Annotated in this window: 20 protein-coding genes and 2 tRNA genes; 8 read left to right on the top strand and 14 right to left on the bottom strand. The window is 68.6% G+C overall.

What is annotated here, in order from left to right:
• Positions 1–209 precede the first annotated feature (209 nt).
• The 3 genes from JNB61_RS01515 (at position 210) to JNB61_RS01505 (ending at position 4,528) form a co-directional block, all read left to right on the top strand.
• Positions 210–1,547, top strand: a complete 1,338-nt coding sequence (locus JNB61_RS01515; RefSeq protein ID WP_308291181.1) for an MFS transporter — start codon at positions 210–212, stop codon at positions 1,545–1,547.
• A gap of 130 nt (positions 1,548–1,677) precedes the next feature.
• Positions 1,678–4,278 (top strand): valine--tRNA ligase, encoded by a 2,601-nt coding sequence (gene valS / locus JNB61_RS01510; protein ID WP_220338553.1) that lies wholly within the window; start codon positions 1,678–1,680, stop codon positions 4,276–4,278.
• A 1-nt stretch (position 4,279) separates the two neighbouring features.
• A complete protein-coding gene (locus tag JNB61_RS01505) occupies positions 4,280–4,528 on the top strand; it encodes a hypothetical protein (protein ID WP_159843914.1) in 249 nt (82 codons plus the stop codon).
• Positions 4,529–4,537: 9 nt separating this feature from the next.
• Here the strand turns inward: JNB61_RS01505 and JNB61_RS01500 are convergent, their stop codons facing one another.
• From JNB61_RS01500 to JNB61_RS01490, 3 genes are read right to left on the bottom strand one after another with little or no spacing between them, the layout of a single operon-like run.
• Positions 4,538–5,902: an MFS transporter gene (locus tag JNB61_RS01500; protein ID WP_220338552.1), complete on the bottom strand. Its 1,365-nt coding sequence runs from the start codon at positions 5,900–5,902 to the stop codon at positions 4,538–4,540.
• Positions 5,899–6,129 carry a hypothetical protein gene (locus JNB61_RS01495; RefSeq protein WP_220338551.1) on the bottom strand — a complete coding sequence of 77 codons (231 nt, stop codon included), beginning with the start codon at positions 6,127–6,129 and terminating at the stop codon, positions 5,899–5,901. The genes JNB61_RS01500 and JNB61_RS01495 overlap by 4 nt, the downstream gene beginning before the upstream one ends.
• Positions 6,126–6,764 carry an ArsR/SmtB family transcription factor gene (locus JNB61_RS01490; protein ID WP_220287499.1) on the bottom strand — a complete coding sequence of 213 codons (639 nt, stop codon included), beginning with the start codon at positions 6,762–6,764 and terminating at the stop codon, positions 6,126–6,128. Before JNB61_RS01490 ends, JNB61_RS01495 begins: the two co-directional genes overlap by 4 nt.
• Before the next feature lie 120 nt (positions 6,765–6,884).
• Here JNB61_RS01490 and JNB61_RS01485 point away from each other — a divergent pair, with 120 nt between their 5' ends.
• Positions 6,885–8,936: a M3 family metallopeptidase gene (locus tag JNB61_RS01485; RefSeq protein WP_220338550.1), complete on the top strand. Its 2,052-nt coding sequence runs from the start codon at positions 6,885–6,887 to the stop codon at positions 8,934–8,936.
• A gap of 7 nt (positions 8,937–8,943) precedes the next feature.
• Here JNB61_RS01485 and JNB61_RS01480 read toward each other — a convergent pair whose 3' ends face one another.
• The 8 genes from JNB61_RS01480 to JNB61_RS01445 all read right to left on the bottom strand — a co-directional run bounded on the left by JNB61_RS01480 (position 8,944) and on the right by JNB61_RS01445 (position 16,147).
• The gene (locus JNB61_RS01480; RefSeq protein WP_220338549.1) at positions 8,944–10,062 is read right to left on the bottom strand and encodes an epoxide hydrolase family protein; all 1,119 of its coding nucleotides are present in this window, start codon (positions 10,060–10,062) and stop codon (positions 8,944–8,946) included.
• Positions 10,063–10,071: 9 nt separating this feature from the next.
• The gene (locus JNB61_RS01475) at positions 10,072–11,058 is read right to left on the bottom strand and encodes a serine hydrolase domain-containing protein (RefSeq protein ID WP_220338548.1); all 987 of its coding nucleotides are present in this window, start codon (positions 11,056–11,058) and stop codon (positions 10,072–10,074) included.
• Between the two features lie 29 nt (positions 11,059–11,087).
• Complete coding sequence (gene clpX / locus JNB61_RS01470; protein WP_116193219.1) at positions 11,088–12,356, bottom strand: ATP-dependent Clp protease ATP-binding subunit ClpX; 1,269 nt, start codon at positions 12,354–12,356, stop codon at positions 11,088–11,090.
• A 203-nt stretch (positions 12,357–12,559) separates the two neighbouring features.
• Positions 12,560–13,237: an ATP-dependent Clp protease proteolytic subunit gene (locus tag JNB61_RS01465; RefSeq protein WP_159843902.1), complete on the bottom strand. Its 678-nt coding sequence runs from the start codon at positions 13,235–13,237 to the stop codon at positions 12,560–12,562.
• A 32-nt stretch (positions 13,238–13,269) separates the two neighbouring features.
• On the bottom strand, positions 13,270–13,863 hold the full coding sequence (locus tag JNB61_RS01460) for an ATP-dependent Clp protease proteolytic subunit (RefSeq protein ID WP_159843900.1): 594 nt from the start codon (positions 13,861–13,863) through the stop codon (positions 13,270–13,272).
• A gap of 157 nt (positions 13,864–14,020) precedes the next feature.
• A complete protein-coding gene (gene tig, locus JNB61_RS01455) occupies positions 14,021–15,547 on the bottom strand; it encodes a trigger factor (RefSeq protein ID WP_220338547.1) in 1,527 nt (508 codons plus the stop codon).
• Between the two features lie 71 nt (positions 15,548–15,618).
• Positions 15,619–15,692: transfer RNA gene (locus tag JNB61_RS01450), tRNA-Pro, on the bottom strand.
• A 77-nt stretch (positions 15,693–15,769) separates the two neighbouring features.
• Entirely contained in the window at positions 15,770–16,147 is a 378-nt protein-coding gene (locus tag JNB61_RS01445) for a nuclear transport factor 2 family protein (protein WP_220287488.1), read from the bottom strand.
• Between the two features lie 99 nt (positions 16,148–16,246).
• On the opposite strand from JNB61_RS01445, the gene JNB61_RS01440 reads away from it, so the two are divergent.
• The 3 genes from JNB61_RS01440 to JNB61_RS01430 all read left to right on the top strand — a co-directional run bounded on the left by JNB61_RS01440 (position 16,247) and on the right by JNB61_RS01430 (position 18,460).
• A tRNA-Gly gene (locus JNB61_RS01440) sits at positions 16,247–16,317 on the top strand.
• A gap of 78 nt (positions 16,318–16,395) precedes the next feature.
• Entirely contained in the window at positions 16,396–17,424 is a 1,029-nt protein-coding gene (locus JNB61_RS01435) for a lactonase family protein (RefSeq protein ID WP_308291180.1), read from the top strand.
• 130 nt (positions 17,425–17,554) lie between these two features.
• Positions 17,555–18,460 carry an alpha/beta fold hydrolase gene (locus tag JNB61_RS01430; protein WP_220338546.1) on the top strand — a complete coding sequence of 302 codons (906 nt, stop codon included), beginning with the start codon at positions 17,555–17,557 and terminating at the stop codon, positions 18,458–18,460.
• Positions 18,461–18,471: 11 nt separating this feature from the next.
• Here JNB61_RS01430 and JNB61_RS01425 read toward each other — a convergent pair whose 3' ends face one another.
• Together JNB61_RS01425 and JNB61_RS01420 are read right to left on the bottom strand one after the other, a co-directional pair.
• Positions 18,472–19,011, bottom strand: coding sequence for a gamma carbonic anhydrase family protein (locus JNB61_RS01425; RefSeq protein ID WP_220287486.1), 540 nt, complete (start codon positions 19,009–19,011; stop codon positions 18,472–18,474).
• On the bottom strand, positions 19,008–21,155 hold the full coding sequence (locus tag JNB61_RS01420) for an acyltransferase family protein (RefSeq protein ID WP_220287484.1): 2,148 nt from the start codon (positions 21,153–21,155) through the stop codon (positions 19,008–19,010). Before JNB61_RS01420 ends, JNB61_RS01425 begins: the two co-directional genes overlap by 4 nt.
• Positions 21,156–21,299: 144 nt before the next feature.
• Between JNB61_RS01420 and JNB61_RS01415 the strand changes: the two genes are divergently transcribed.
• Positions 21,300–21,782, top strand: a complete 483-nt coding sequence (locus tag JNB61_RS01415; protein WP_220287972.1) for a Dps family protein — start codon at positions 21,300–21,302, stop codon at positions 21,780–21,782.
• Between the two features lie 50 nt (positions 21,783–21,832).
• Here JNB61_RS01415 and JNB61_RS01410 read toward each other — a convergent pair whose 3' ends face one another.
• On the bottom strand, positions 21,833–22,501 hold the full coding sequence (locus JNB61_RS01410) for a response regulator transcription factor (protein ID WP_220287482.1): 669 nt from the start codon (positions 22,499–22,501) through the stop codon (positions 21,833–21,835).
• Positions 22,502–22,510 lie beyond the last annotated feature (9 nt).

The raw sequence follows: 22,510 nt of genomic DNA, 5'->3' as shown, positions 1-22,510 counted from the left end.
CCGAGGCGACCGCCCTCTCTCACTGCGGCTGTGACGGGCCTGCCCCGCTCGGTTCTAATGGGGACGCCGCATTCGCGACGACCCGTTCTTCCGAGAGCTCCCCGGTGATGGCCGGATCCGCGCTGGTCCGACGATTCTATCGTGGTCGCGCAAGGGGGAATGCGGAGGCAGCGGCGGGGGTTTGTGGACTCGTGCCAAGATCCACTCCCGTGACAACCGCAGCGCCCGAATCCACGCTCGCCCTCGAAACCGCCCCGACGCGACGCGTCGCATGGGCGTCGATGGTGGGCACCTCGCTCGAATCCTTCGACTTCTACCTGTTCGCCTACTTCTCGGCGTTCTTCGTCGGGCCGCTGTTCTTCGACCCCCTGGGCGAGTTCGGCGCAACCAGCGCCGCCTTCCTCACCATCGCCCTCGCGTTCGTCGTGCGCCCGGTCGGCGCCGTGATCTTCGGCTACATGGGTGACCGCCTGGGCCGACGGGCGACGCTGCTGTGGACCGTCGCCATCATGGGCGTGGCGACCGGTCTCATCGGGATCCTCCCGACGTACGCCCAGGCGGGCTGGCTGGGCGCGGTCCTGCTGATCCTCCTGCGCATCGTGCAGGGGCTCTCGCTCGGCGGCGAATGGGGCGGCTCGATCCTCATCGCGACCGAGAACTCCGGACCGGTCAAGCGCGCCTTCTACGCCGCGGTCCCCCAGCTCGGCTCGCCCGTGGGCTCGATCCTCTCCGCGACCGTGTTCATCGCGCTGACGGCCGTCCTCCCCGCGGAGGAGATCGCCGAGTGGGGATGGCGGATCCCCTTCCTCCTCGCGATCCCGCTGCTGCTCGTGTCGCTGTATCTGCGCTGGTCGATCACCGAGACGCCCGTGTTCGAGCGCGTCCTCGCGGAGGGGCGCCGTGACCGCGTCCCGTTCCTCACGATGTTCGCGAAGCGCCCCGGAGCCATGGCCATCGCCATCGGTGCGGCCCTGCTCGGCATCGGGTCGTACTCGCTGATGAACACCTACACGGTCAATTACGGAGTCGAGCAGCTCGGCTTCAGCTTCCAGGACCTGCTCGTCGCCACCACGATCGGCGGCCTCCTGCAGCTGGTCACCATCCCCTTGTTCGGTGCATGGGCGAGCCGAGTCGGCTCCGCGAACGTGGTGGTGTGGGGCGCGCTGGGCACGCTCCTCATCACATTCCCGATGTACTTCCTTCTCCAGTTCGCGACCTTCCCGATCCTCGTCGCGACGATGCTGGTCGGCGGCATTCTGCCGACGATGGCGTGGGCGGCGCTCGGCGGCCTGATGAACGACCTCTTCCCCGACCGCTTCCGCTATTCGGCGCTGTCGTTCGCGTACGCCCTGGCGGCGACCATCAGCGGGTTCGTGCCCTACCTGACGTTCGAGCTCGGCGTGGCGACGGGCTTCGCGTGGTGGCACCCCGGCGTGATCCTCGCCGCCATGTCGGCCATCACCCTGGTGTCCGCCTGGTTCGCCTCGCGGCGCGCCGTGGAGCCCGAGCTCGCGACGGACCCCGCCACGGCGACCGCGAACGCGTGACGGGAAACGGATGCTGCGCCCCGCAGCATCCGTCCGCCCTTCGGATGCATCGCACCCGGGTAGAATCGAGCGACATCCCACACTCAGGCACGCTCACACAGTGCCGCACATATCGCCTCGAGGAGACGCCATGACCGACGCCCGCCCCGCACAGGGTCAGATTCCGGACAAGCCCGCGCTGGAGGGCCTCGAGGAGAAGTGGGATGCCGCGTGGTCGGGGCGGGGCACGTACCTGTTCGACCGCGCCCGCGCGACCGAGGTCGGCCGCCAGGGTGTGTACTCGGTCGACACTCCCCCGCCGACGGCGTCGGGAAGCCTGCACATCGGGCACGTCTTCTCGTTCACGCACACCGATCTGAAGGTGCGCTACGAGCGCATGCGCGGCAAGGCCGTGTTCTACCCGATGGGCTGGGACGACAACGGGCTTCCGACGGAGCGCCGCGTGCAGAACTACTACGGGGTACGCTGCGATCCCTCGCTGCCGTATGACGCCGACTTCACGCCGCCGTTCGAGGGCGGTGACAACAAGTCGAGCCGCGCCGCGGACCAGGTGCCGATCAGCCGCCGCAACTTCATCGAGCTCTGTGAGAAGCTCACCGTCGAGGATGAGAAGCACTTCGAGGCGCTCTTCCGTCAGCTCGGCCTGAGCGTCGACTGGACGCAGACCTACCGCACCATCTCCGACGACACGATCCGCACGAGCCAGCTCGCATTCCTGCGCAACCTGCAGCGCGGGGAGGCCTACCAGGACCTCGCGCCGACGATGTGGGACATCGACTTCCGCACGGCGATCGCGCAGGCCGAGCTCGAGGAGCGCGAGCAGCCCGCCGCCTTCCACCGGGTCGCCTTCCATCGCACCGACGGCGCGGGTGACGTCCACATCGAGACGACCCGCCCCGAGCTGCTCCCCGCATGCGTCGCGCTGGTCGCCCACCCCGACGACGAGCGCTACCAGCCCCTCTTCGGCACGACCGTGCGCACCCCGCTCTTCGACGTCGAGGTGCCGGTGCTCGCGCACCCGCTGGCGCAGCCAGACAAAGGCTCGGGCATCGCGATGATCTGCACCTTCGGCGACGTGACCGACATCATCTGGTGGCGCGAGCTGAACCTGCCGAACCGCACGATCCTCGGCCTCGACGGCCGCGTGATCGCGGACGCACCGGACGCCATCACGACGGATGCCGGGAAGGCGGCGTACGCGGAGCTGGCAGGAAAGACGGTGTTCAGCGCCAAGAAGCGCGTCGTCGAGCTGCTGCAGGACTCCGGTGAGCTGGTCGGCGACCCGAAGCCCTTCACGCACGTCGTGAAGTTCTACGAGAAGGGCGACCGCCCGATGGAGATCGTCTCGACGCGCCAGTGGTATATCCGCAACGGTGCTCGCGACGAGGCGCTGCGCGACAAGCTCATCGCGCTCGGCAAGGACATGTCGTGGCACCCCGACTTCATGCGCGTGCGCTACGAGAACTGGACCAACGGCCTCACCGGCGACTGGCTCGTCTCGCGTCAGCGCTTCTTCGGCGTGCCGATCCCCGTCTGGTACGCGCTCGACGAGAACGGCGAGCGGGACTACGACCGCGTGCTCACCCCGGACCACGCGTCGCTTCCGATCGATCCGTCCACCGACGTGCCCGCCGGCTACACCGCGGACCAGCGCGGCGTGCCCGGCGGCTTCGAGGGCGAGAACGACATCTTCGACACATGGGCGACCTCGTCGCTCACGCCCCAGCTCGCGGGCGGCTGGGAGCGCGACCCAGAGCTGTGGAACCTCGTCGCACCGTTCGACCTGCGTCCGCAGGGCCAGGACATCATCCGCACGTGGCTGTTCTCGACGATGCTGCGCAGCGCGCTCGAGGACGATCGTGCGCCGTGGACGGATGCTGCGATCTCCGGCTTCATCGTCGACCCCGACCGCAAGAAGATGTCGAAGTCGAAGGGCAACGTCGTCACGCCCGCCGACATCCTCTCCCAGCACGGCTCGGATGCCGTGCGGTACTGGGCGGCCTCGAGCCGTCTGGGCACCGACGCGGCGTTCGACCCGCAGAACCCGACGCAGGTGAAGATCGGCCGCCGCCTCGCGATCAAGGTGCTCAACGCTGCGAAGTTCGTGCTGTCGTTCCCCGTGCCCGAAGGTGCGGAGGTGACTCACGCGCTCGATGCATCGATGCTCGCGACCCTCCACGGCGTGGTGCGCGAAGCCACGAAGGCGTTCGACAACTACGACCACGCGCGGGCGCTGGAGGTGACCGAGTCCTTCTTCTGGACGTTCTGCGACGACTACCTCGAGCTTGTCAAGGAGCGCGCGTACAACCAGACCGACGCCGGTCAGGCGTCCGCCGCGCTGGCGCTGCGCCTGGCGATGTCGACGCTGCTGCGGCTTCTGGCCCCCGTGCTCGCGTTCGCGGCCGAGGAGGCATGGTCGTGGTTCAACGACGGATCGGTGCACACGGCGGACTGGCCCGTCGCACCCGATGAGGAGTGGGGCGACCCGGCGGTCCTCACCGCAGTGAGCACCGCGCTGATCGGCATCCGCCGTGCGAAGACCGAGGCGAAGGCGTCGCAGAAGACCCCCGTGGCGTCGCTCACCATTCGCGCCGAGGATCACACGATCGCCAACCTGCGGCTCGCGGAGGGCGACCTGCGGGCCGTCGGTCGCATCGAGACGCTGGAACTGCTCGACGGGTGGAGCGAGCTCGTCATCGACAGCGTGGAACTCGCTCCTCAGGAGGTCTGACATGCAGCTCGGAACACGCTGGACCTCGGGCGACGAACCGCCCAAGGCCGTCCCAGAGGCACTCGTGCGCGGCATCCGTTCCGTCGACGAGACGATCCCCGGCGACCAACTGGGTCAGCCGCGGCCGCGCTGGACGCTCACGTGGCTGGAGGGCAAGCCCATCGCGGAGCTCGACACCGGCGTGATCGTGTCGCTGGACGCCGACGGCGAAGCCGTCGTCCGGCACGATCCGGACGACGGCTTCGCGTAAGTTCCGGGCTCATTCCTCCGGCGCGTCGTGCTGCGACGCCGACAGGAGCAGACGTATGGCGAACAGGGTCGCGACGAGCGTGACGCCCGCGGCGATGAGGAACGGCAGCCGCAGGTCGATGCGGGCGACCCACCCGCCGAGAAGCGTCGCGAACGGGAAGATGCCCCACGTGAACGTGCGACTGATGCCGAGCACGCGGCCGAACATGTGGCCGGGCACGATCGTCTGACGCAGCGCGCCCCAGGGCACGTTCCACACCGACACGGCGGCGGCCATCAGGCCGTACGCGATGGTTCCCGTGATCGCCTCGGGTGCCGCCCACACGGCGGCGAGGCTGAGGCCCGCGATGACGTTGGCCGCGAGCATCACCGCCCCCCGGCCGAACTTCGCGACGAGCGAGGGTGCCACCAGCGATCCCGCGAGCCCGCCGAGCCCGATTCCGGCGGTGACCACGCCGATGGCGGCGGCGGGGACGTGCTGCACGTCGAGGAAGTACAGGAAGACCGGCGCCTGGGCGAACGCGAACGCCGACCCGACGATCGAGGTGAAGATCACCATCGAGCGCAGGAACGGGTGGTTCCAGAGGTACACGAAGGCATCGCGGGCCGACACGTTCGGCCGGGCGACTGCGGCAGCATCCGTCCCGGCGGTCTTCTCCGAGGCCTCCTCGGACGCTGCCAGCGGGTCGCCGGCCGCCACGGACGCCTCGGCCCGCACCGACGTGCCTGGCTCACCGTGGAGCGGGCGAGCGGCGGACAGGGGAAGCATCACCGCGAGCACGATGGGGATCAGGTAGCCCGCCGCCCCGACCCACAGCGGGAGCGCGAGCGAGATCGCGAAGAGCACACCCCCGATCGGCGACGAGATGAAGCTGTCGATCGTGATCTGCGCGGCCTGCAGCCAGCCGTTGGCACGGTCGAGCGCGGGGCGCTTCACCACGCCCGGCACGATCGCATTGGTCGCGTTGTCGAACAGCGTCTCGCCGAGCCCGAACACCAGCACGCCGGCGAACAGCCACCAGATGTCGAGCGCCCCCGAGACGGTCAGCAGGGCGAGCCCCACAGCAGCAAGCCCCCGGAGGCCGTTCGCGAACGCCATGATCCATCGGCGGTCGAAGCGGTCGACGATCATGCCGGCCGGGAGGCCGAAGACGAGCCACGGCAGGAACGCGAGCGCTCCGATCGCCGAGATCGCGAGCGGGTCGCGAGTGAGGGTGGTGGCGATGAGCGGCACCGCCACTCGCCCGAGCCCATCGGCCAGGTTGCTGAAGGCGGCGGCCGTCCACAGCTTGCCGAAATCGCGGCCGAGCGGGACCCTGCGTGCCCGCCCGGCCGGCGATCCGGTCCGCTCCGCCGTTTCGAGGCTCTCGCTCATCGCGGGAGCATCCCCACGGCTGCGCGCGCCTCGGCTTCGCGGCGCGCGGTGCTCGCGGCGGCCTGCACGGTCAGTGCGCGACGCTCCTGGGCGTCGTCTCGCTTCTCGACGCGTGCGACGACGTACGCGTCGAGGGCGGATGCTGCGCGCAGCAGTGCGCGGTCGAATCGGGTGGCGGATGCCCGGAACCCACGTGCCGCGAGTTCGTCTGCCGTGATGGCGCTCATGACTGTCCTCCTAGTTGCGGGAGCGGGAACAGGTCGGCCCGGATGGTGACGGGCCGGACGTTCTCGCCGGTCTGATTGCGGTAGTTGTCGACGGTCTCGTCGATGAGCGCCATGATCTTGAGCGCCAGATCCTTGCTCTGCTCCGGCGTGAGGCGCGCCGTGGCCGTGGAGATCAGGGTCCCCTCCTGCCACATCTCGTCTTCGCCGCCGATGCCCCGGTTGACGAAGTCGAGCAGCTGATCGTTGCGGTTGCGCAGGAACTCGTTCATCACGACCTGCGTCGCCGCGCGTCCCGCCGGCGTCGTCATCGCGTCGGGATTCGCGAAGGACACGCCCCCGACCGGACGCTCCCACCACCGCTCGCGGCCGGTACCGCGATCCTCGGCCTCGCGGATGAGGTCCTGCTTGGCGAGGGCGCGAAGGTGGTAGCTCGTGGATCCGCTGGACTCCCCCAGCCGCTCCGCGAGTGAACTCGCCGTCTGCGGGCCGTACTGGCTGAGGATGTCGTAGATCTTCACGCGAAGCGGGTGCGCAAGTGCCCTCAGGGCTCCGGAATCCAGGACGCGGTCCTGGTGGTGTCGCTCCTCCGTGCGGGCGGCGGCATCCTTCGCATCCGGGGTCTCGTTCTCAGCCATGCCCTCAGATTAGTGATGCAAAGAGATCTTTGCAAGCACTTCTTTGCAATTACTTGTTTGCAATTGGATCTTTGCAAAACACTCTCGGCATCGCCCGTCGGCGTGACTACGCTGGAGACCATGCCGAACGACAATCCGCTTCTGTCCCCCAGCACGCTGCCGTACGGGCTGCCCGACTACGCCGTCATCCGCCCCGAGCACTACCTGCCGGCGTTCGAGCAGGCCTTCGCCGCCCATACGGCCGAAGTGTCCGCGATCACGCGCGCGCGGTCGACGCCGACGTTCGAGAACACCCTGCTGCCCCTGGAGGAGAGCGGACGACTCCTGGGTGACATCGCGCGGACCTTCTACACGGTGTCCTCCGCCGACGCGACGCCCGAGATCCAGGAGATCGAAGAGAAGCTGGCGCCCCTCATGTCGGCGCACCAGGACTCGATCCAGCTGGATTCCGCCCTGTTCGGGCGCATCGAGACGATCCACGACCAGCTGGATGAACTCGACCTGACCCCGGAGCAGCGGTACCTGGTGGAGCGCCACCATACCGAGATGGCGCACGCCGGCGCCGGCCTCGACGATGAGGCGAAGAAGCGCCTGACAGAGCTCAACCAGCGTCTGTCGACTCTCACGACGCAGTTCGAGAAGAACCTGCTCGCCGACACCAACGATCTGGCGGTCGTGTTCGACGACGCCTCCGAGCTCGACGGGCTCTCCGAGGGCGAGCTCTCCGCCGCGGCGCAGGCCGCGGCCGATCGTGGGCTGGAGGGGAAGTGGGTCGTGACGCTCACCCTCTTCACCGGCCATCCCTACCTCTCCAGCCTGACCGATCGGCGTTCGCGCGCGCGCCTTCTCGCGGCATCCCGTTCTCGCGGCTCGCGCGGCAACGAGAACGACAACCGCGCCACACTGCTCGAGATCGTGCGGCTGCGCGCCGAGCGCGCCGCCCTGCTCGGCTACGACTCGCACGCCGCATACATCACGTCGGACGAGACCGCAGGATCGCCCGCGGCCGTCCACGATCTGCTGCGCCAGCTCGCCGCACCCGCGGCGCGCAATGCGCGACGCGAGCAGACGAAGCTCCAGGCCATCATCGATGCCGGCCCTGCGCCGTTCGCCCTTGAGGCGCATGACTGGGCGTTCTACACCGAGAAGGTCCGGGCCGCCGAGTACGACCTCGACCGCGCGGCGCTGCGGCCATGGTTCGAGGCGGAGCGGGTGCTCAAGGACGGCGTGTTCCGCGCCGCGACCGACCTGTACGGGATCACCTTCATCGAGCGCACCGACCTCGGCGGATACCACCCGGACACACGCGTCTTCGAGGTCCACAACGCTGACGGCTCGACGCTCGGGCTCTACATCCTCGACCTCTACACGCGGGACACGAAGCGAGGCGGCGCGTGGATGAACTCGATCGTGCTGCAGTCGCGCCTCCGCGGCACGCAGCCGATCGTCGTCAACAACCTCAACGTGCCGAAGCCCGCCGACGGACGCCCGACGCTGCTCAGCCTGGACGAGGTGACCACACTGTTCCACGAGTTCGGTCACGCCCTGCACGGTCTGTTCGCGACCGTCACGTACCCGCACTTCGCCGGCACAAACGTGTACCGCGACTTCGTCGAATTCCCGAGCCAGGTCAACGAGATGTGGATCTACTGGCCCGAGATCCTCGCGTCGTACGCGCGCCACGTCGACACCGACGAGCCGCTCCCCGCCGAGATCGTCGAGAAGCTGCACGCGTCGGAGGCGTTCAACCAGGGTTTCGCGACCAGCGAGTACCTCGCGGCAGCGTGGCTCGACCAGGCGTGGCACTCGCTGTCGGTAGAAGCCGCCGCCGCGGAGATCGACGTCGCCGACTTCGAGGCGGCCGCCCTCGCGGACATCGGCCTCGACAACCCGGCCGTGCCGACTCGGTACTCGTCGACGTACTTCGCCCACGTTTTCTCGGGTGGCTACAGCGCCGGCTATTACTCGTACATCTGGAGCGAGGTGCTCGACGCCGACACGGTCGAGTGGTTCCGCGAGAACGGCGGCCTGCGCCGCGAGAACGGCGACCGCTTCCGCGGACGACTGCTCGGCGTGGGCGGCTCGAAGGATCCGCGCGAGGCCTACCGCGACTTCCGCGGACGTGATGCCGAGATCGAGCCGCTCCTGGCGCGGCGCGGTCTGGCGGACTAGGCGGTCGTCAGACCAGGTCGAGCTGACGCGCGAACGCGCGCACCCGCTCAGCCATGAGGGCGGGCACTTCGGCGATGGCGAAGTGCCCGCCTTCGTCGAGCCGCTCGAACACGCGCAGGTCGCGGTAGAACCGTCGAGCCAGCGATTCGGGGTAATCGCCTTCGTGGCGCTGGATGTGGACGGATGCCGGGATCACGACGGGGGGCATCTCATCCGGTTGATCGGCACCTTCGTAGTACGGACGGAACGACGTGCCGATGCTCTGGGTCGCCCAATAGATCATCGCTTCGGTGAGGATGCGGTCCCGGGAGATCCTGAGCTCCACGGCCCGCGGATCTCCCACGGGAGTATCACTCCACTCCACGAGCTTCTCCGCCAGCCACCCCAGCAGTCCGGCCGGTGAGTCGTTCAGCGCGACCGCGAGCGTGTCAGGGCGTGTCGCCTGCACGTGGCCGTACGCACCGTTGGCACCTCCCCATTGCTCGAGCCGGGCGAAGAAGGCGATCTCGTCGGGGTCGGTGAGTCCGTGACGCTCCGCCATCGACGGGAAGTGCGAATGCGTGACCACGACTCCCGCGACGGCCTCCGGATACGATCCGGCGATCAGGTCGTTGACGTTCGCTGAGACATCCTCGCCGTACGTGAGGTACGACGTATACCCGAGTACCTCGGTCATGAGCGAGTGCATCGTCGCAGCCAGCCTCGTCTCGGTCATCGGGCCGTCGGCGTAGGCGGTGGAGTAGGCGAATCCCGGGAAGCTCGGCACGACCACATGGAAGTCGGGGAGCAGATCCGCGAAGTCGAGCTGCAGGGCGAACGTGTGCGGCCAGCCGTGCATAACCAGGAGCGCGGGGGCATGATCGTGCGCCGAGCGAACATGAGCGAAGTGGATGGTGGCGTCGCCGATGTCGGCCAGAAACTGGGGATGGTCGTTCAGCCACGCCTCGCGGGCTCGCCAGTCCCAGTCGCGCCACGCCTCGACGAGGTCGTGGAGGTAGCCCGCGGTCATGCCCGAGGGCGGTCGCCGAGGCGAGTCCGGCAGCGGCCGGAACCGGTCGAGGCGCGCCCGCAGATCGGCGAGGTCTGCGTCGGGAATGTGGATGCGGAACGGACGGACGGTGGGCATGCGCCGAAACTACTGGGCGGGTACGACACCGACCCTCTTGGCGACGCTCATCAAGTCGCGGATGCGCGCGAAGGTCGGCACCTCCACGTTCGCGAGCCCTGTCACCGTTGTCGAGGTCGGCGGATGATGCCGGCTCACCGCCACCACGCCGTGGTCGCCACCCACCATCACGAGGTCATCGTCGTCCAGCCACACTCCGCGGCCATAGCCGAGTCCGTCGCCCGCGTCCGCGGTGACGCGCTGGGTGAGCAGGCCCACCAGGGAGCGATCCACGATGCGCCCGGCCAGGAGGGCCTGCCAGAAGCGGTGCAGGTCGCCCACTGTCGAGTGCGCTCCCCCGTCCCCCGAGCCGACCACCGGCAGCTCGAACACGTTCGTGCGGCCGTCCTCCTTGTACCCGGTGGCGGTGCCGGGCGGGAGCAGGTCGGAGCGCGGGAAGCCCGAAGCGGCCATCGCTGCCGGCTCGAACACGCGCGTCCGGACGAGGTCGGCGAACGAGATGCCCGTGGCCCGCTCGGCGATGATCGCGAGCACGACGTAGCCTCCGTTGCAATACGAGAAGCGCTCCCCTGCACTGAACTTCGTGGGCAAGCCGTCGAGCATCGGCAGGTACGCCGGGGTCGAATCCAGCTGCTGCACGGGTACGCTCAGCGGCGCCATCGCATCGATCTCTTCGTCGAGATAGTCCCCGATACCCGAGGTGTGAGTCAGCAGGTGGTCGACGGTGACGTCGTCGGCGATGAGCGGCAGGTCGTCTCCCAGGATCTCGCGCGCGCGGGTGTCGCGACGCAGCAGGCCGTCCCCGACGAGCGAGAGCGTGGCGAGCGCAGTGAACGTCTTCGTGCCGCTCGCCAGGCCGAAACGCGTCTGGGGCGTGTTCGGCGCGCCCGCGGTGCGGTCGGCCAACCCGACCGCCCACTCGCCGATCACGTGGTCCCCACGCCGCGCGCTGACGACGCCCGAGAAGTCCGCGAGGTCCGGTACGACGTCGGGCATGTGGAACTCCGGCGGTGGCCGAACGCCGGTCAGGCGCTCTTGCGCTTCTCCCGGAGCACGAGCGTCGGCGGAGCACCCTCATCGACGGCGGCGCGGGTGACGATGACCTTGTCGACGTCGTCCGTCGAGGGGATCTCGAACATGATCGGGCCGAGAACGTCCTCGAGGATCGCGCGGAGTCCTCGCGCACCGGTCTTGCGCGCCACCGCGAGGTCGGCGATCGCCTCGAGGGCCTCGCGATCGAACTCCAGCGTGACGCCGTCGAGTTCGAACATGCGGTGGTACTGCTTCACCAGCGCGTTCTTCGGCTCGGTGAGGATCTCCATGAGCGCCTCGCGGTCCAGCGGCGAGACGGATGCGACCACGGGCAGACGGCCGATGAACTCCGGGATCAGGCCGAACTTGTGGAGGTCTTCGGGTTGCACGTCGCCGAAGAGGTTGAGGTCTTCGTCCTTGCGGTGCAGCGACGCGCCGAAGCCGACACCGTGCTTGCCGACGCGCGACGAGATGATGTCTTCCAGCCCGGCGAAGGCGCCTGCCACGATGAACAGGACGTTCGTCGTGTCGATCTGGATGAACTCCTGATGCGGATGCTTGCGCCCACCCTGCGGGGGAACCGAGGCGACGGTGCCCTCGAGGATCTTCAGCAGCGCCTGCTGCACGCCCTCCCCCGAGACGTCGCGCGTGATCGACGGGTTCTCCGCCTTGCGCGCGATCTTGTCGACCTCGTCGATGTAGATGATGCCGGTCTCGGCGCGCTTCGTGTCGAAGTCCGCAGCCTGCAGCAGCTTGAGGAGGATGTTCTCGACGTCTTCGCCGACGTAGCCGGCCTCGGTCAGGGCGGTCGCATCGGCGACCGCGAACGGCACGTTGAGCCGCTTGGCGAGTGTCTGCGCGAGGTAGGTCTTGCCGCAGCCCGTCGGGCCGAGAAGCAGGATGTTGCTCTTGGCGATCTCGATCTCGTCGGCGCGCTGCTCGGCCGACTGGATCGTGCCGTGTGCGCGCACGCGCTTGTAGTGGTTGTACACGGCGACCGAGAGTGCGCGCTTGGCGTCGGTCTGCCCGACGACGTACTCCTCGAGGAAGGCGAAGATCTCGCGAGGCTTCGGCAGGTCGAAGTCGGCGACGACGCCGGACGACGACTCCGCCATGCGCTCTTCGATGATCTCGTTGCACAACTCGACGCACTCGTCGCAGATGTAGACGCCGGGTCCGGCGATCAACTGCTGGACCTGCTTCTGGCTCTTGCCGCAGAAGGAGCACTTGAACAAGTCGGCGCTCTCACCGATGCGTGCCATGCCGCTCCTCCTCGTACCTCGGGGGCGAGCCCCCCAGCTGTCCTCCGAGCCTAATAGCTGAGGCCGACATGCGGCGGCATTGCGACGCACGTTGTGGACGACCCGGGTTCGCGCAGAGAGAACCCCCGCCGTACAGCACAGCGCTCCGCATCCCGCACGAGCGGGAGGCGGAGCGCTGAACTCTGCGGATCGACGCGGAGCGATTACTTCGTGAGAGCCTGCTGACCGCGCTTGCGGGTGGTGAGCACCTGGTCGACGAGGCCGTAGGTGACCGCCTCCTCCGCGGAGAGGATCTTGTCGCGGTCGATGTCCTTGTTGACCTCGGCCTGCGTCTTGTTCGAGTGCTTCGCGAGCGTCTCCTCGAGCCAGGTCCGCATGCGCAGGATCTCGGCCGCCTGGATCTCGATGTCGGACGCCTGACCGTGGCCGGCCTCGCCCACGGCGGGCTGGTGGATCAGGATGCGGGCGTTCGGCAGCGCGAGGCGCTTGCCGGGGGCGCCCGCGGCCAGGAGGACGGCCGCAGCCGAGGCCGCCTGGCCCAGTACGACCGTCTGGATCTGCGGCGACACGTACTGCATGGTGTCGTAGATCGCCGTCATCGCCGTGAACGAGCCGCCGGGCGAGTTGATGTACATGATGATGTCGCGGTCGGGGTCCTGCGACTCGAGGACGAGCAGCTGCGCCATGACGTCGTCTGCCGAGGCGTCGTCGACCTGGACACCCAGGAAGATGACGCGGTCCTCGAACAGCTTGTTGTACGGGTCCTGGCGCTTGTAGCCGTAGGCGGTGCGCTCCTCGAACTGCGGCAGGATGTAGCGGCTGCCGGGCATCTGGAGGCCCTGAGGCGCCAGCGGGGCGCCGCCGAAGGTGGGGGTCAGCATTGCGGGTTCTCTCTCTTTCGCCTTCGGTGCCGTTACTTGTCCGAGCCGCCGGTGCCGCCACCGCCGACGACGTCGAGCGCCGAGTCGCGGATGTGGTCGACGAAGCCGTACTCGAGCGCCTCCGGCGCGGTGAACCAGCGGTCGCGGTCACCGTCGGCGTTGATCTGCTCGACCGTCTTGCCGGTCTGCGACGCGGTGATCTCGGCGAGGCGCTTCTTCATGTCGAGGATGAGCTGCGCCTGCGTCTGGATGTCGCTCGCGGTGCCGCCGAAACCGCCGTGCGGCTGGTGCAGGAGCACGCGGGCGTTGGGTGTGATGTACCGCTTGCCCTTGGTGCCTGCCGTCAGCAGAAGCTGGCCCATCGAGGCCGCCATGCCGATGCCGACCGTGACGATGTCGTTGGGCACGAACTGCATGGTGTCGTAGATAGCCATGCCGGCGGTGATCGAGCCACCCGGCGAGTTGATGTAGAGGTAGATGTCCTTCTCGGAGTCCTCAGCGGCGAGAAGCAGGATCTTCGCGCAGATCTCGTTGGCGTTGTCGTCACGCACCTCCGACCCCAGCCAGATGATGCGGTCCTTCAGCAGCCGGTCGAAGACGCTGGTCGCGACAAGTGGTTCGGCCATGTGTACTCCTGTTTCCTTGGGTCGCCATCGAATCTACCGGCGCCCCGCGAACGACCCGCCCGTGTTCGCCCTGGGCAGAGCGCGCACAGGACAGCAGAGGACGGATGCCGCAGCATCCGTCCTCTGCTGTCAATCGGTCACCCGACCGACGCGGGCATCACTCGGCGTCGGCGGCCTTCTTGGCCGGAGCCTTCTTCGCGGCCGGCTTCTTCGCGGGAGCCTTCTCGGCGACGGGCTCGTCGTCGCCGGCGGCCTTCTTCGCGGCGGGCTTGCGCGCGGGAGCCTTCTTCGCGGGCTTCTGCGTAGCCTCGGCCTCCTCGGCCTCGATCACGGCGTCGGCGTCGGCCGCGGCATCCGCGATCTCCTCAGCCTCCTCGACGACCTCGGCCTCGGCGTCGGCCTCGTCCTCGACGGCGATGAAGCCGCTGAGGTCGACGGGCTTGCCGTTCGTGTCGACGACCGTCACCTTTCCGAGCGCCACGGCAAGAGCCTTGTTGCGGGCGACCTCGCCGATGACGGCGGGCAGCTGGTTGCCCTCCTGCAGCGCGTTGACGAAGTCCTGCGGGGCCATGCCGTACTGCGCGGCCGACTGCACGAGGTACTGCGTGAGCTCGTCCTGCGAGACCTGGACGTTGACCGACTCGGCGATCTTGTCGAGCAGCATCTGCGTCTTGAACTGCTTCTCGCTGGCCTCGGCGACCTCGGCGCGGTGGACGTCGTCCTCCAGGCGGCCCTCACCCTCGAGGTGGTTGTGCACCTCGTCCTCGATGAGCTGCGGGGGGACGGGGATCTCGACCTGCTCGAGCAGCGTCTCGATCAGCTTGTCGCGCGCGGCGGAGCCCTGCGTGAAGGCGCCCTGCTGGCCGACGCGCTCCTTGAGGCTGTCGCGCAGCTCGGCGATGGTGTCGAACTCGCTCGCGATCTGAGCGAAGTCGTCGTCGGCCTCGGGGAGCTCGCGCTCCTTGACGGCCTTGACGGTCACCGAGACCTCGGCCTCCTCGCCGGCGTGGTCGCCACCGACCAGCTTCGAGCGGAACGTGGTGTCCTCACCGGCGGTGAGCGAGTCGATGGCCTCGTCGATGCCCTCGAGCAGCTCGCCCGAACCGACCTCGTACGACACGCCCTCGGCCCGGTCGATCTCGGCGCCGTCGATGGTTGCGACGAGGTCGAGCTCGACGAAGTCGCCGTTGGCGGCGGGACGGTCGACCGTCACGAGCGTGCCGAAGCGGCCGCGCAGGCGGTCCAGCTCCTCGTCGATCGCGGCCTCGTCGACCTCGACGGCGTCGACCTCGACGGTCGTGCCCTCGAACGACGGCAGTTCGAACTCGGGGCGCACGTCGACCTCGACGGTGACCTCGAGGTCACCCGAGAAGTCCTTCTCGTTGGGCCATTCGGTGACCTCGGCCGACGGGCGGCCCAGCACGCGCAGCTCGTGCGCGGCCGCGGCCTCGCGGTAGAAGGTGTCGAGGCCCTCGCTGACGGCGTGCTCGAGCACCGCGACACGGCCGATGCGCTGATCGATGATCGGCGCGGGCACCTTGCCCTTGCGGAAGCCGGGGATCTGCACGTCCTGCGCGATGTGCTCGTACGCGTGCTTGATCGACGGCTTGAGCTCGTCGGGGCTGACCGTGATGTGCAGCTTCACCCGGGTCGGGCTGAGCTTCTCGACGGTGCTGTTCACCATGCCTGTACTTCTCCTCTATCGGACCGCGCGCGGCCGCGGCGGTTGAAGGTCTGGGTTCGGAATTCCGGATGTCGGGGCGACAGGATTTGAACCTGCGGCCTCCCGCTCCCAAAGCGGGCGCTCTACCAAGCTGAGCTACGCCCCGGGCGGGTTCGCACGCGTGCGTGCGCCTTTCGGCCCCGAGAAGTCTAGCCGACCTGCCCGGGACGTTCCTGCGCCGGTCTACATCCGCTCGACCCAGTCCGCGCGCCACTCGGGCGCCGGGAACGGCTTCGTCCAGTACGCGGTCTCTTTGGAGATGAGTCCGTCGCGCAGCTCGAAGACGAACACCGTCTGATATGGATCGCCGTCGCCGTAGTCCAGATCCGCCTCCAGGACCCACAGGCCGCCGTCGCCGGTGAGGCGCCGCGGCGAGATCGCCGGGAGCTGCGGGAACGCTCCGTAGATCGCACGCCGGTTGTCGGCGCCGACGATGCGCTCCCCCGACTGCGGCCACTCGATGACCGCATCGTCGTGGAACACGTCGTCCATCCCGGCCACCTCGCCGGCGTTGAGTGTGGCGACGAGCGCCTCGACGACCTGCCTGCCCGTGCGCTGCATCGCCGGCTCCTTCGCTCGGCCGCGCGCCTGGACCGCGGTTCGGAACGGGAATGCCCTCGCGATGTAATACGATTGGTCGGTGCCCGTCCGCGGGCGCACGGGGATGTAGCTCAATGGTAGAGCCTCAGTCTTCCAAACTGATGGTGCGGGTTCGATTCCCGTCATCCCCTCCGAATGAGAAAGCCCCGATGAATCGGGGCTTTCCTGATATCTGGGAGCCGATGCGCCGTCGCGCCTACGATCGAGGGGTGACGGAATCGCTTCTCGTACTCGTAGCCAATGCCGGTGATGGCAGCATCAGCACCTTCCGACTCGCCGGCGGTTCGCTCGAACGGCTCGCGGTGACGGAAGGACTCGACGGATGCTCCACCTTCGTGGTGGACTCAGGGCGCGACCTCGTGTATGCCGGCGTCAAGGGCGAGCCCACGGGGATCGTCACGCTGCGGCTCGATCGTGCGACAGGGCGGCTCTCGCAGATCTCCCGCGCGGACCTGGCCGGTGGGGGCATGAACTACCTGGCGCTCACGCGCGACGGCTCCGGCCTGCTCGGGGCGTCGTACGGCGGCGGATACGGGATCATCGCACCGGTGACCGACGGGGTCGTCGGCGCGCCCGTGTCGCGGATCGAGTTCCCGAACCTGCACTCTGTGCTGCCCAGCGCCGACGGCCGGTTCGCGTACTTCGTCTCGCTCGGCGCAGACCTGGTGGCTCAGTATTCCGTCGGCGACGACTTCTCGCTGAAGCCGCTCGAGCCCGCCACGGTCGCTGCCCCGCAAGGCAGCGGTCCCCGCCACCTCGTTCTCAACGAGGCGCAGGACGCGGTGTACGTCCTGACGGAGTTCTCGGGGGAACTGCTGCACTTCGCGCGCGACACCGCCGACGGCGCCCTCGAGCTGGTGGGCGCAGCATCCGCGTTCGATCCATCGAAGGGACTCACGCACAGTCGATACGGCGCCGACCCGCGCGCCGAGCACCTCATCTGGGGCGCGGACCTGCACTTCGGCGCCGGCGGCCGCTGGCTCTGGGCCACAGAGCGCACCGAGAGCACGCTGAGTGCGGCATCCGTGTCGGCCGACGGGTCCGTGTCGGCGCCGACGATCTTCACGGTGACCGAGACTCAGCCGCGCGGCTTCGCGATCAGTCCTGACGGCGCGTACCTCGTCGCGGCGGGCGAGCGCTCGACGAAGGTCGCCCTGTATGCGGTGGACGAGGACCGACTCGCGCTTCTGCAGCGGGTCGAGACCGGCGGCGGGGCGAACTGGGTGCGATTCGTCTGAGGCGACGGCCGGCGCCGTCAGGGCGGTTTCGTTCAGATCGCGCTATGTTCTGCCGCGCGCCCTACTGTTCCCCGATCGCCCAGTCGCGGCAGACTGAGTGTGGAACTGTTCCATGCCTGCAGGAGCCGCGATGAGCAGCAGTAAGCCCACCCCCGAGCCGGGCGAGCGCAAGGTCCCCCGGCGGCCCGCGTCGACACTCGCCGAGAAGTGGACGCGAATCGACGGGGTCGACGTCTTCTATCGCGAGTCGCCGAACCCGACGAAGGACGAGCGCGTCATGGCGCACGTGCACGGTTTCGGGCTCTCAGGTCGCTACCTCCTGCCGACGGCCGAGCGGCTCGCCCACGAGTTCCACACGTACGTTCCCGATCTTCCCGGCTTCGGGCGCAGCGGCAAGCGCAGAGACATGCTCGACATCCCCGACCTCGCGCGCGCCGCGGTCGACTTCTTCGACGACCGGGGCGTCGAGAAGGCGACGCTCGTCGGCAACTCGATGGGCTGCCCCGTCATCATCGAGTTCGCGCACCGCTACCCGGAACGCATCGACCGAGCGGTGCTGGTTTCGCCGGCGGGCGGCCTGTTCAACCAGCCGCTGCGCCGGGCCATCAAGCAGCTCTCCCAGGACGCACCCCGCGAGCCGGTGAAGATGGCGCGCGTCGCCGTGCCGGACTACGTGCGCTTCGGCGTGCCGAGCACGATGCGCATGTTCCGCTCGCTCACGCAGTACCCGTCACTGCAGCGGCTGCTCGAGATGCGCATCCCCACGCTCGTGGTGCTGGGCCAGCGCGACCCGCTGCTCCCCCACGCGCACCGTGTCGACGAGATCGCGAGCCAGACCGACAGCCATGTGCTGGTCGTGATGCTCGAGGGCGCCGCCCACGCCATCAACTTCAGTCATCCGGGGCAGCTGGCTCACGTCATCCGTCATTTCATGGACGATCTGCCGATCGAGAACGACCCGGCATGGCCCGGCCACGTGCGCCTGTACGAGGTGCACCGCGGCAAGCACCACCCGCCCGCACAGCCCCGCGGCTGAGGTGTGGCGGCTCAGTCGACGGATGCCGCGTCGCGATGCTCGTCGATGTGCGCGAGGTAGTGCTCGGCGTTGCGCAGCAGCCCGGCACGCTCCTCCTCGGTGAGCTCGCGCCGCACCTTCGCCGGCACGCCGGCGACGAGTGAGCCGTCCGGGATCTCGGAGCCCTCGAGCACGACCGCGCCGCCGGCGACGAGGCATCCGGATCCGATCTTCGCTCCGTTGAGCACGACGGCCCCCATGCCGATGAGCGAGCCGTCTCCGATCGTGCAGCCGTGCACGACGGCGTTGTGCCCGATCGACACGTTGTCGCCGATGACGACAGGGCTGCCCGCGTCGACGTGGACCGAGACGTTGTCCTGCAGGTTGCTGTTGGCCCCCACCGTGATGGTGTCGCCGTCGGCGCGGAGCACCGCGTTGTACCAGACGCTGGCGCCGGGGCCGAGGCTCACTCCCCCGACGACGCGAGCCCCGGCGGCGACGAACGACGTGGGATCGAGCGAGGGCGTCCTGCCCGCCGCGGTGAGCACGGATGCTCCGGGTGCGATCGTCATGGGGCGACTCTCCTGGTCAACGCTGTCTGGATTGCTTCGGTGTACCACGGTGCCAGCGTGTCGGCGAAGGTGACCGTCAGGTGATCCTGGTCGCGGTAGATGTTCGCCCCTCCGACGACGGGCGCGCACGTCTCGGCGCCGCAGAACACGTCGGTGAAGTCGAGCAGCGTGACGGAATCGAGACCGGATGCTGCGGCCCGCAGCGGATCGTCCTCCACCAGCACATCCGACCGCTCGCCGTCGCACTGCGCCGCGTCGCGGGTGCGCAGGCACTTGTTCGGATCCGTCTCCCACACCGGATTGTCGACCACGGTGATGACGGGGATGCCGCGCTCCGTGACCGTGCTCCACGCGTCGCGGTACCCGGCCACGGCCGCGTCGTACGACGAGTCGTACCCGGCGGACGAGTACGGCGTGGTCGCGATGGCCGCGGTGAAGACCGCATCGAGGTCGGCATCGTCGATGGCGTTCTGCACCCGGTCGCGCCACTCGGTGCAGGCCGCGCCGAACGCGCCCGGCGTCGACAGCGGCGTGGTGTTCCACGGGCACGCGCCCTTGAACCAGGTGACGAGCTGCCAGCCGTTGTCGTCGGCCATGCGCTGGAACGTCGAGAGGAGCTGGTAGGCGTGGCTGTCGCCGATGAGGGCGACGCGCGGGGCATCGGGGTCGTCGGAGCCGAAGGTGCACGAGACGGGACGTGAGTCGGTGAGCTGCACGAAGCACTCCGGGTTCTCGGGCCGGTCGATGCCGGCGAAGCCGGGCGCGGGCAGGATCGTGTCGCCGAAATCGGCGTCAGCGCAGGCCGAGTCGAGCACCGATGCGGCGCCGAAGCACTCCGGCGGGTCCTGCTGCAGCTCGGCGATGTCGCGCGTGCCCTGGTTGTAAAGCGGCGCGTTGACGAACCACGCGGACGCGGCGACGAGGCCCACCACGACCATCGCCGCGAGCGAGGACCACAGCGTCACTCGGGCGGGGCGCGACGTGAGCACCTTCCAGCTACGGGCCGGGTCTTCGACGAACCGCTTCGTCAGCCACGCGAGCACGAAGCACAGCAGCAGGAGCGCCACGCGATGGTAGATCGTGAGGCCCCAGAACGGCACCGAGGGTGCGATGACGATCAGCGGCCAGTGCCAGAGGTACAGCGAGTACGAGATGTCTCCGACGAACTGCGCCGGACGGATCGCGAGGATGCGCGTCGGGTACCACCAGCGCCCGGCGTTCGACGCGGCGATCACCGCGGCTGCGCCCAGCGTCGGCAGAGCCGCCATGTGACCCGGGAACGGCGTCTGCCCGTCGAACGTGAACGCGACGTAGAGGAGCAGCAGGATGCCGCCCCATCCGAGCACGAAGCTGCCGATCGCGTTGCGGACCCGCAGCATCGGGACCAGTGCGATCAGCGCGCCGACGCCGAACTGCCACATGCGGCCGAACGTGACGAAGTAGGCGGGCGCGGGGTTGGTGATCGTGAAGACCACGCAGAATGCGAAAGAGACCACGGTCACGACGCTCAGGGCCGTGATGATGGCGCGCCGACGCGCGCCGCGGAAGAACTTCACGCCGATCCACGCGGCCAGCAGCATGATGAGCGGCCACATCACGTAGAACTGCTCTTCCAGCGACAGCGACCAGTAGTGCTGCACGGTGGTCGGAGAACCGGAGTGGTTGAGATAGTCCGCGGAGTTGAGAGCCAGGTACCAGTTCTCGACGTAGAACGTCGACGCGAGGATCTCGCGCACCTCGTTCGGCAGTGCCGACGTGGGCATGAGGTACGGCGACATCACCACGACAGCGCAGAAGAGCAGGACGAGCAGGGATGCGGGGAGCAGGCGTCGTGCGCGGCGCGCCCAGAACTGGCCCAGTCGAACCGTGCCGGTCGCCGTCAGTTCGCGCATGAGGTGCGCCGTGATCAGGAAGCCCGAGATCACGAAGAAGATGTCGACGCCGATGTACCCGCCGGTGAGGCGGCCGGGCCAGAAGTGGTACAGCACCACGCACAGGACGGCGATGGCGCGCAGGCCCTGGACGTGCGGTATGAACCGGGACGGCTCAGCGTGCTCCGGCGAGCGGTCCCGCGGCTCGCGGGTCACGGTCTTGGCGGGCGCACCCAGATTCTGGGGTCCGAGGTCGTGATCGGCGGAGGGCACGAATCGACGTTAGCCGCTGTCACCCGGCACACCCGCACCGACGGCGCGGATTCCCCGGTTTAGCCCAGCCTTCTCTTGCTTGCGGAATGACTCCTCGTGAGTAGCGTTGCAGTCACTGGAGGCCGAACGATGGAGATGAGCGACATGACGAACACCCAGACCACCCCCGCAACCGCAGCGAACCCCGACGTCGCCGCCGCGACGGCGCAGTTCCTCACCCCCGTTGTGCTGGGCCTTCAGGCCCTGGCCGTGAACGGCAAGCAGGCGCATTGGAACGTGCGCGGCGCGAACTTCATCGCGATCCACGAACTCCTCGACTCCGTGGTCGCCAATGCGCAGGCAGGCGCCGACCAGGCCGCCGAGCGCATCGTCGCCCTCGGACTCCCGATCGACGCCCGCGTCGCCACGGTGGCCCAGAAGACCTCCTCGGCGGTCCCCGCCGGCTTCACGCAGTGGGATGCACTGATCCGCAACGTGATCTCCGACATGGACACCGTCATCGCCGACACGCAGGCTGCGATCGACGGGCTCGACGAGTTCGACCTCACGAGCCAGGACATCGCCATCGGCATCAAGGAGTCGCTAGAGAAGGACCGCTGGTTCCTCTTCGCGCACCTCGCCGAGTGATCGCAACGGCATGATGAAGGCCTCCGGGATCCCCGGAGGCCTTCGTCGTGTCATGGAGACTGCAGAAAAGCGAGCACCGCGAGAACCCGGCGGTGCTCCGTGCCGGACTCCTCGAGACCGAGCTTCGCGAAGATGGCGCTGATGTTCTTCTCCACCGCGCCGACGCCGATGAACAGCCGCTGCGCGATACTCGCGTTGCTGCGGCCCTCGGCCATGAGCGTGAGAACATCGCGTTCGCGCGGGGTGAGCGTCGAGAGCGGATCGGGCCGGGCAGAGAGGAGCTGCTGTACGACCAGCGGATCGAGAACCGTCCCACGCCCACGGACACGCCGGACGGCATCCGTGAACTCGTCCAGGGACGTGACGCGGTCCTTCAGGAGGTAGCCGACGCCGCCCTCACCGCCGGCGAGGAGCTCCTTCGCATAGACGCCCTCGACGTACTGGCTGAGCACCAGGATGCCGACGGCGGGAAGCGCGGCGCGCACCGCCAGGGCCGCGCGGATGCCCTCGTCGCGGAAGCCGGGGGGCAGGCGGACGTCGAGGATCGCGACGTCGGCCCGCGCCTCGCGGACGCGGGCTACGACATCCTCAGCGTCGCCCCAGGCGCCGGCCGTCGTGTAGCCGGCCTCGTCGAACAGGCGGACGAGCCCCTCGCGCAGCAGGACGGAATCCTCGAACAGGACGACGCGCAGCGGTGCGGAGTCGGGCGAGGACGGCATCCCCTCAGC

Source organism: Microbacterium ureisolvens, from assembly GCF_019511645.1.
In the GTDB taxonomy this organism is placed as follows: domain Bacteria; phylum Actinomycetota; class Actinomycetes; order Actinomycetales; family Microbacteriaceae; genus Microbacterium; species Microbacterium ureisolvens_A.
The sequence above is the reverse complement of the archived record's forward strand: the minus strand, read 5'-3'. Positions and strand labels throughout refer to the sequence as shown.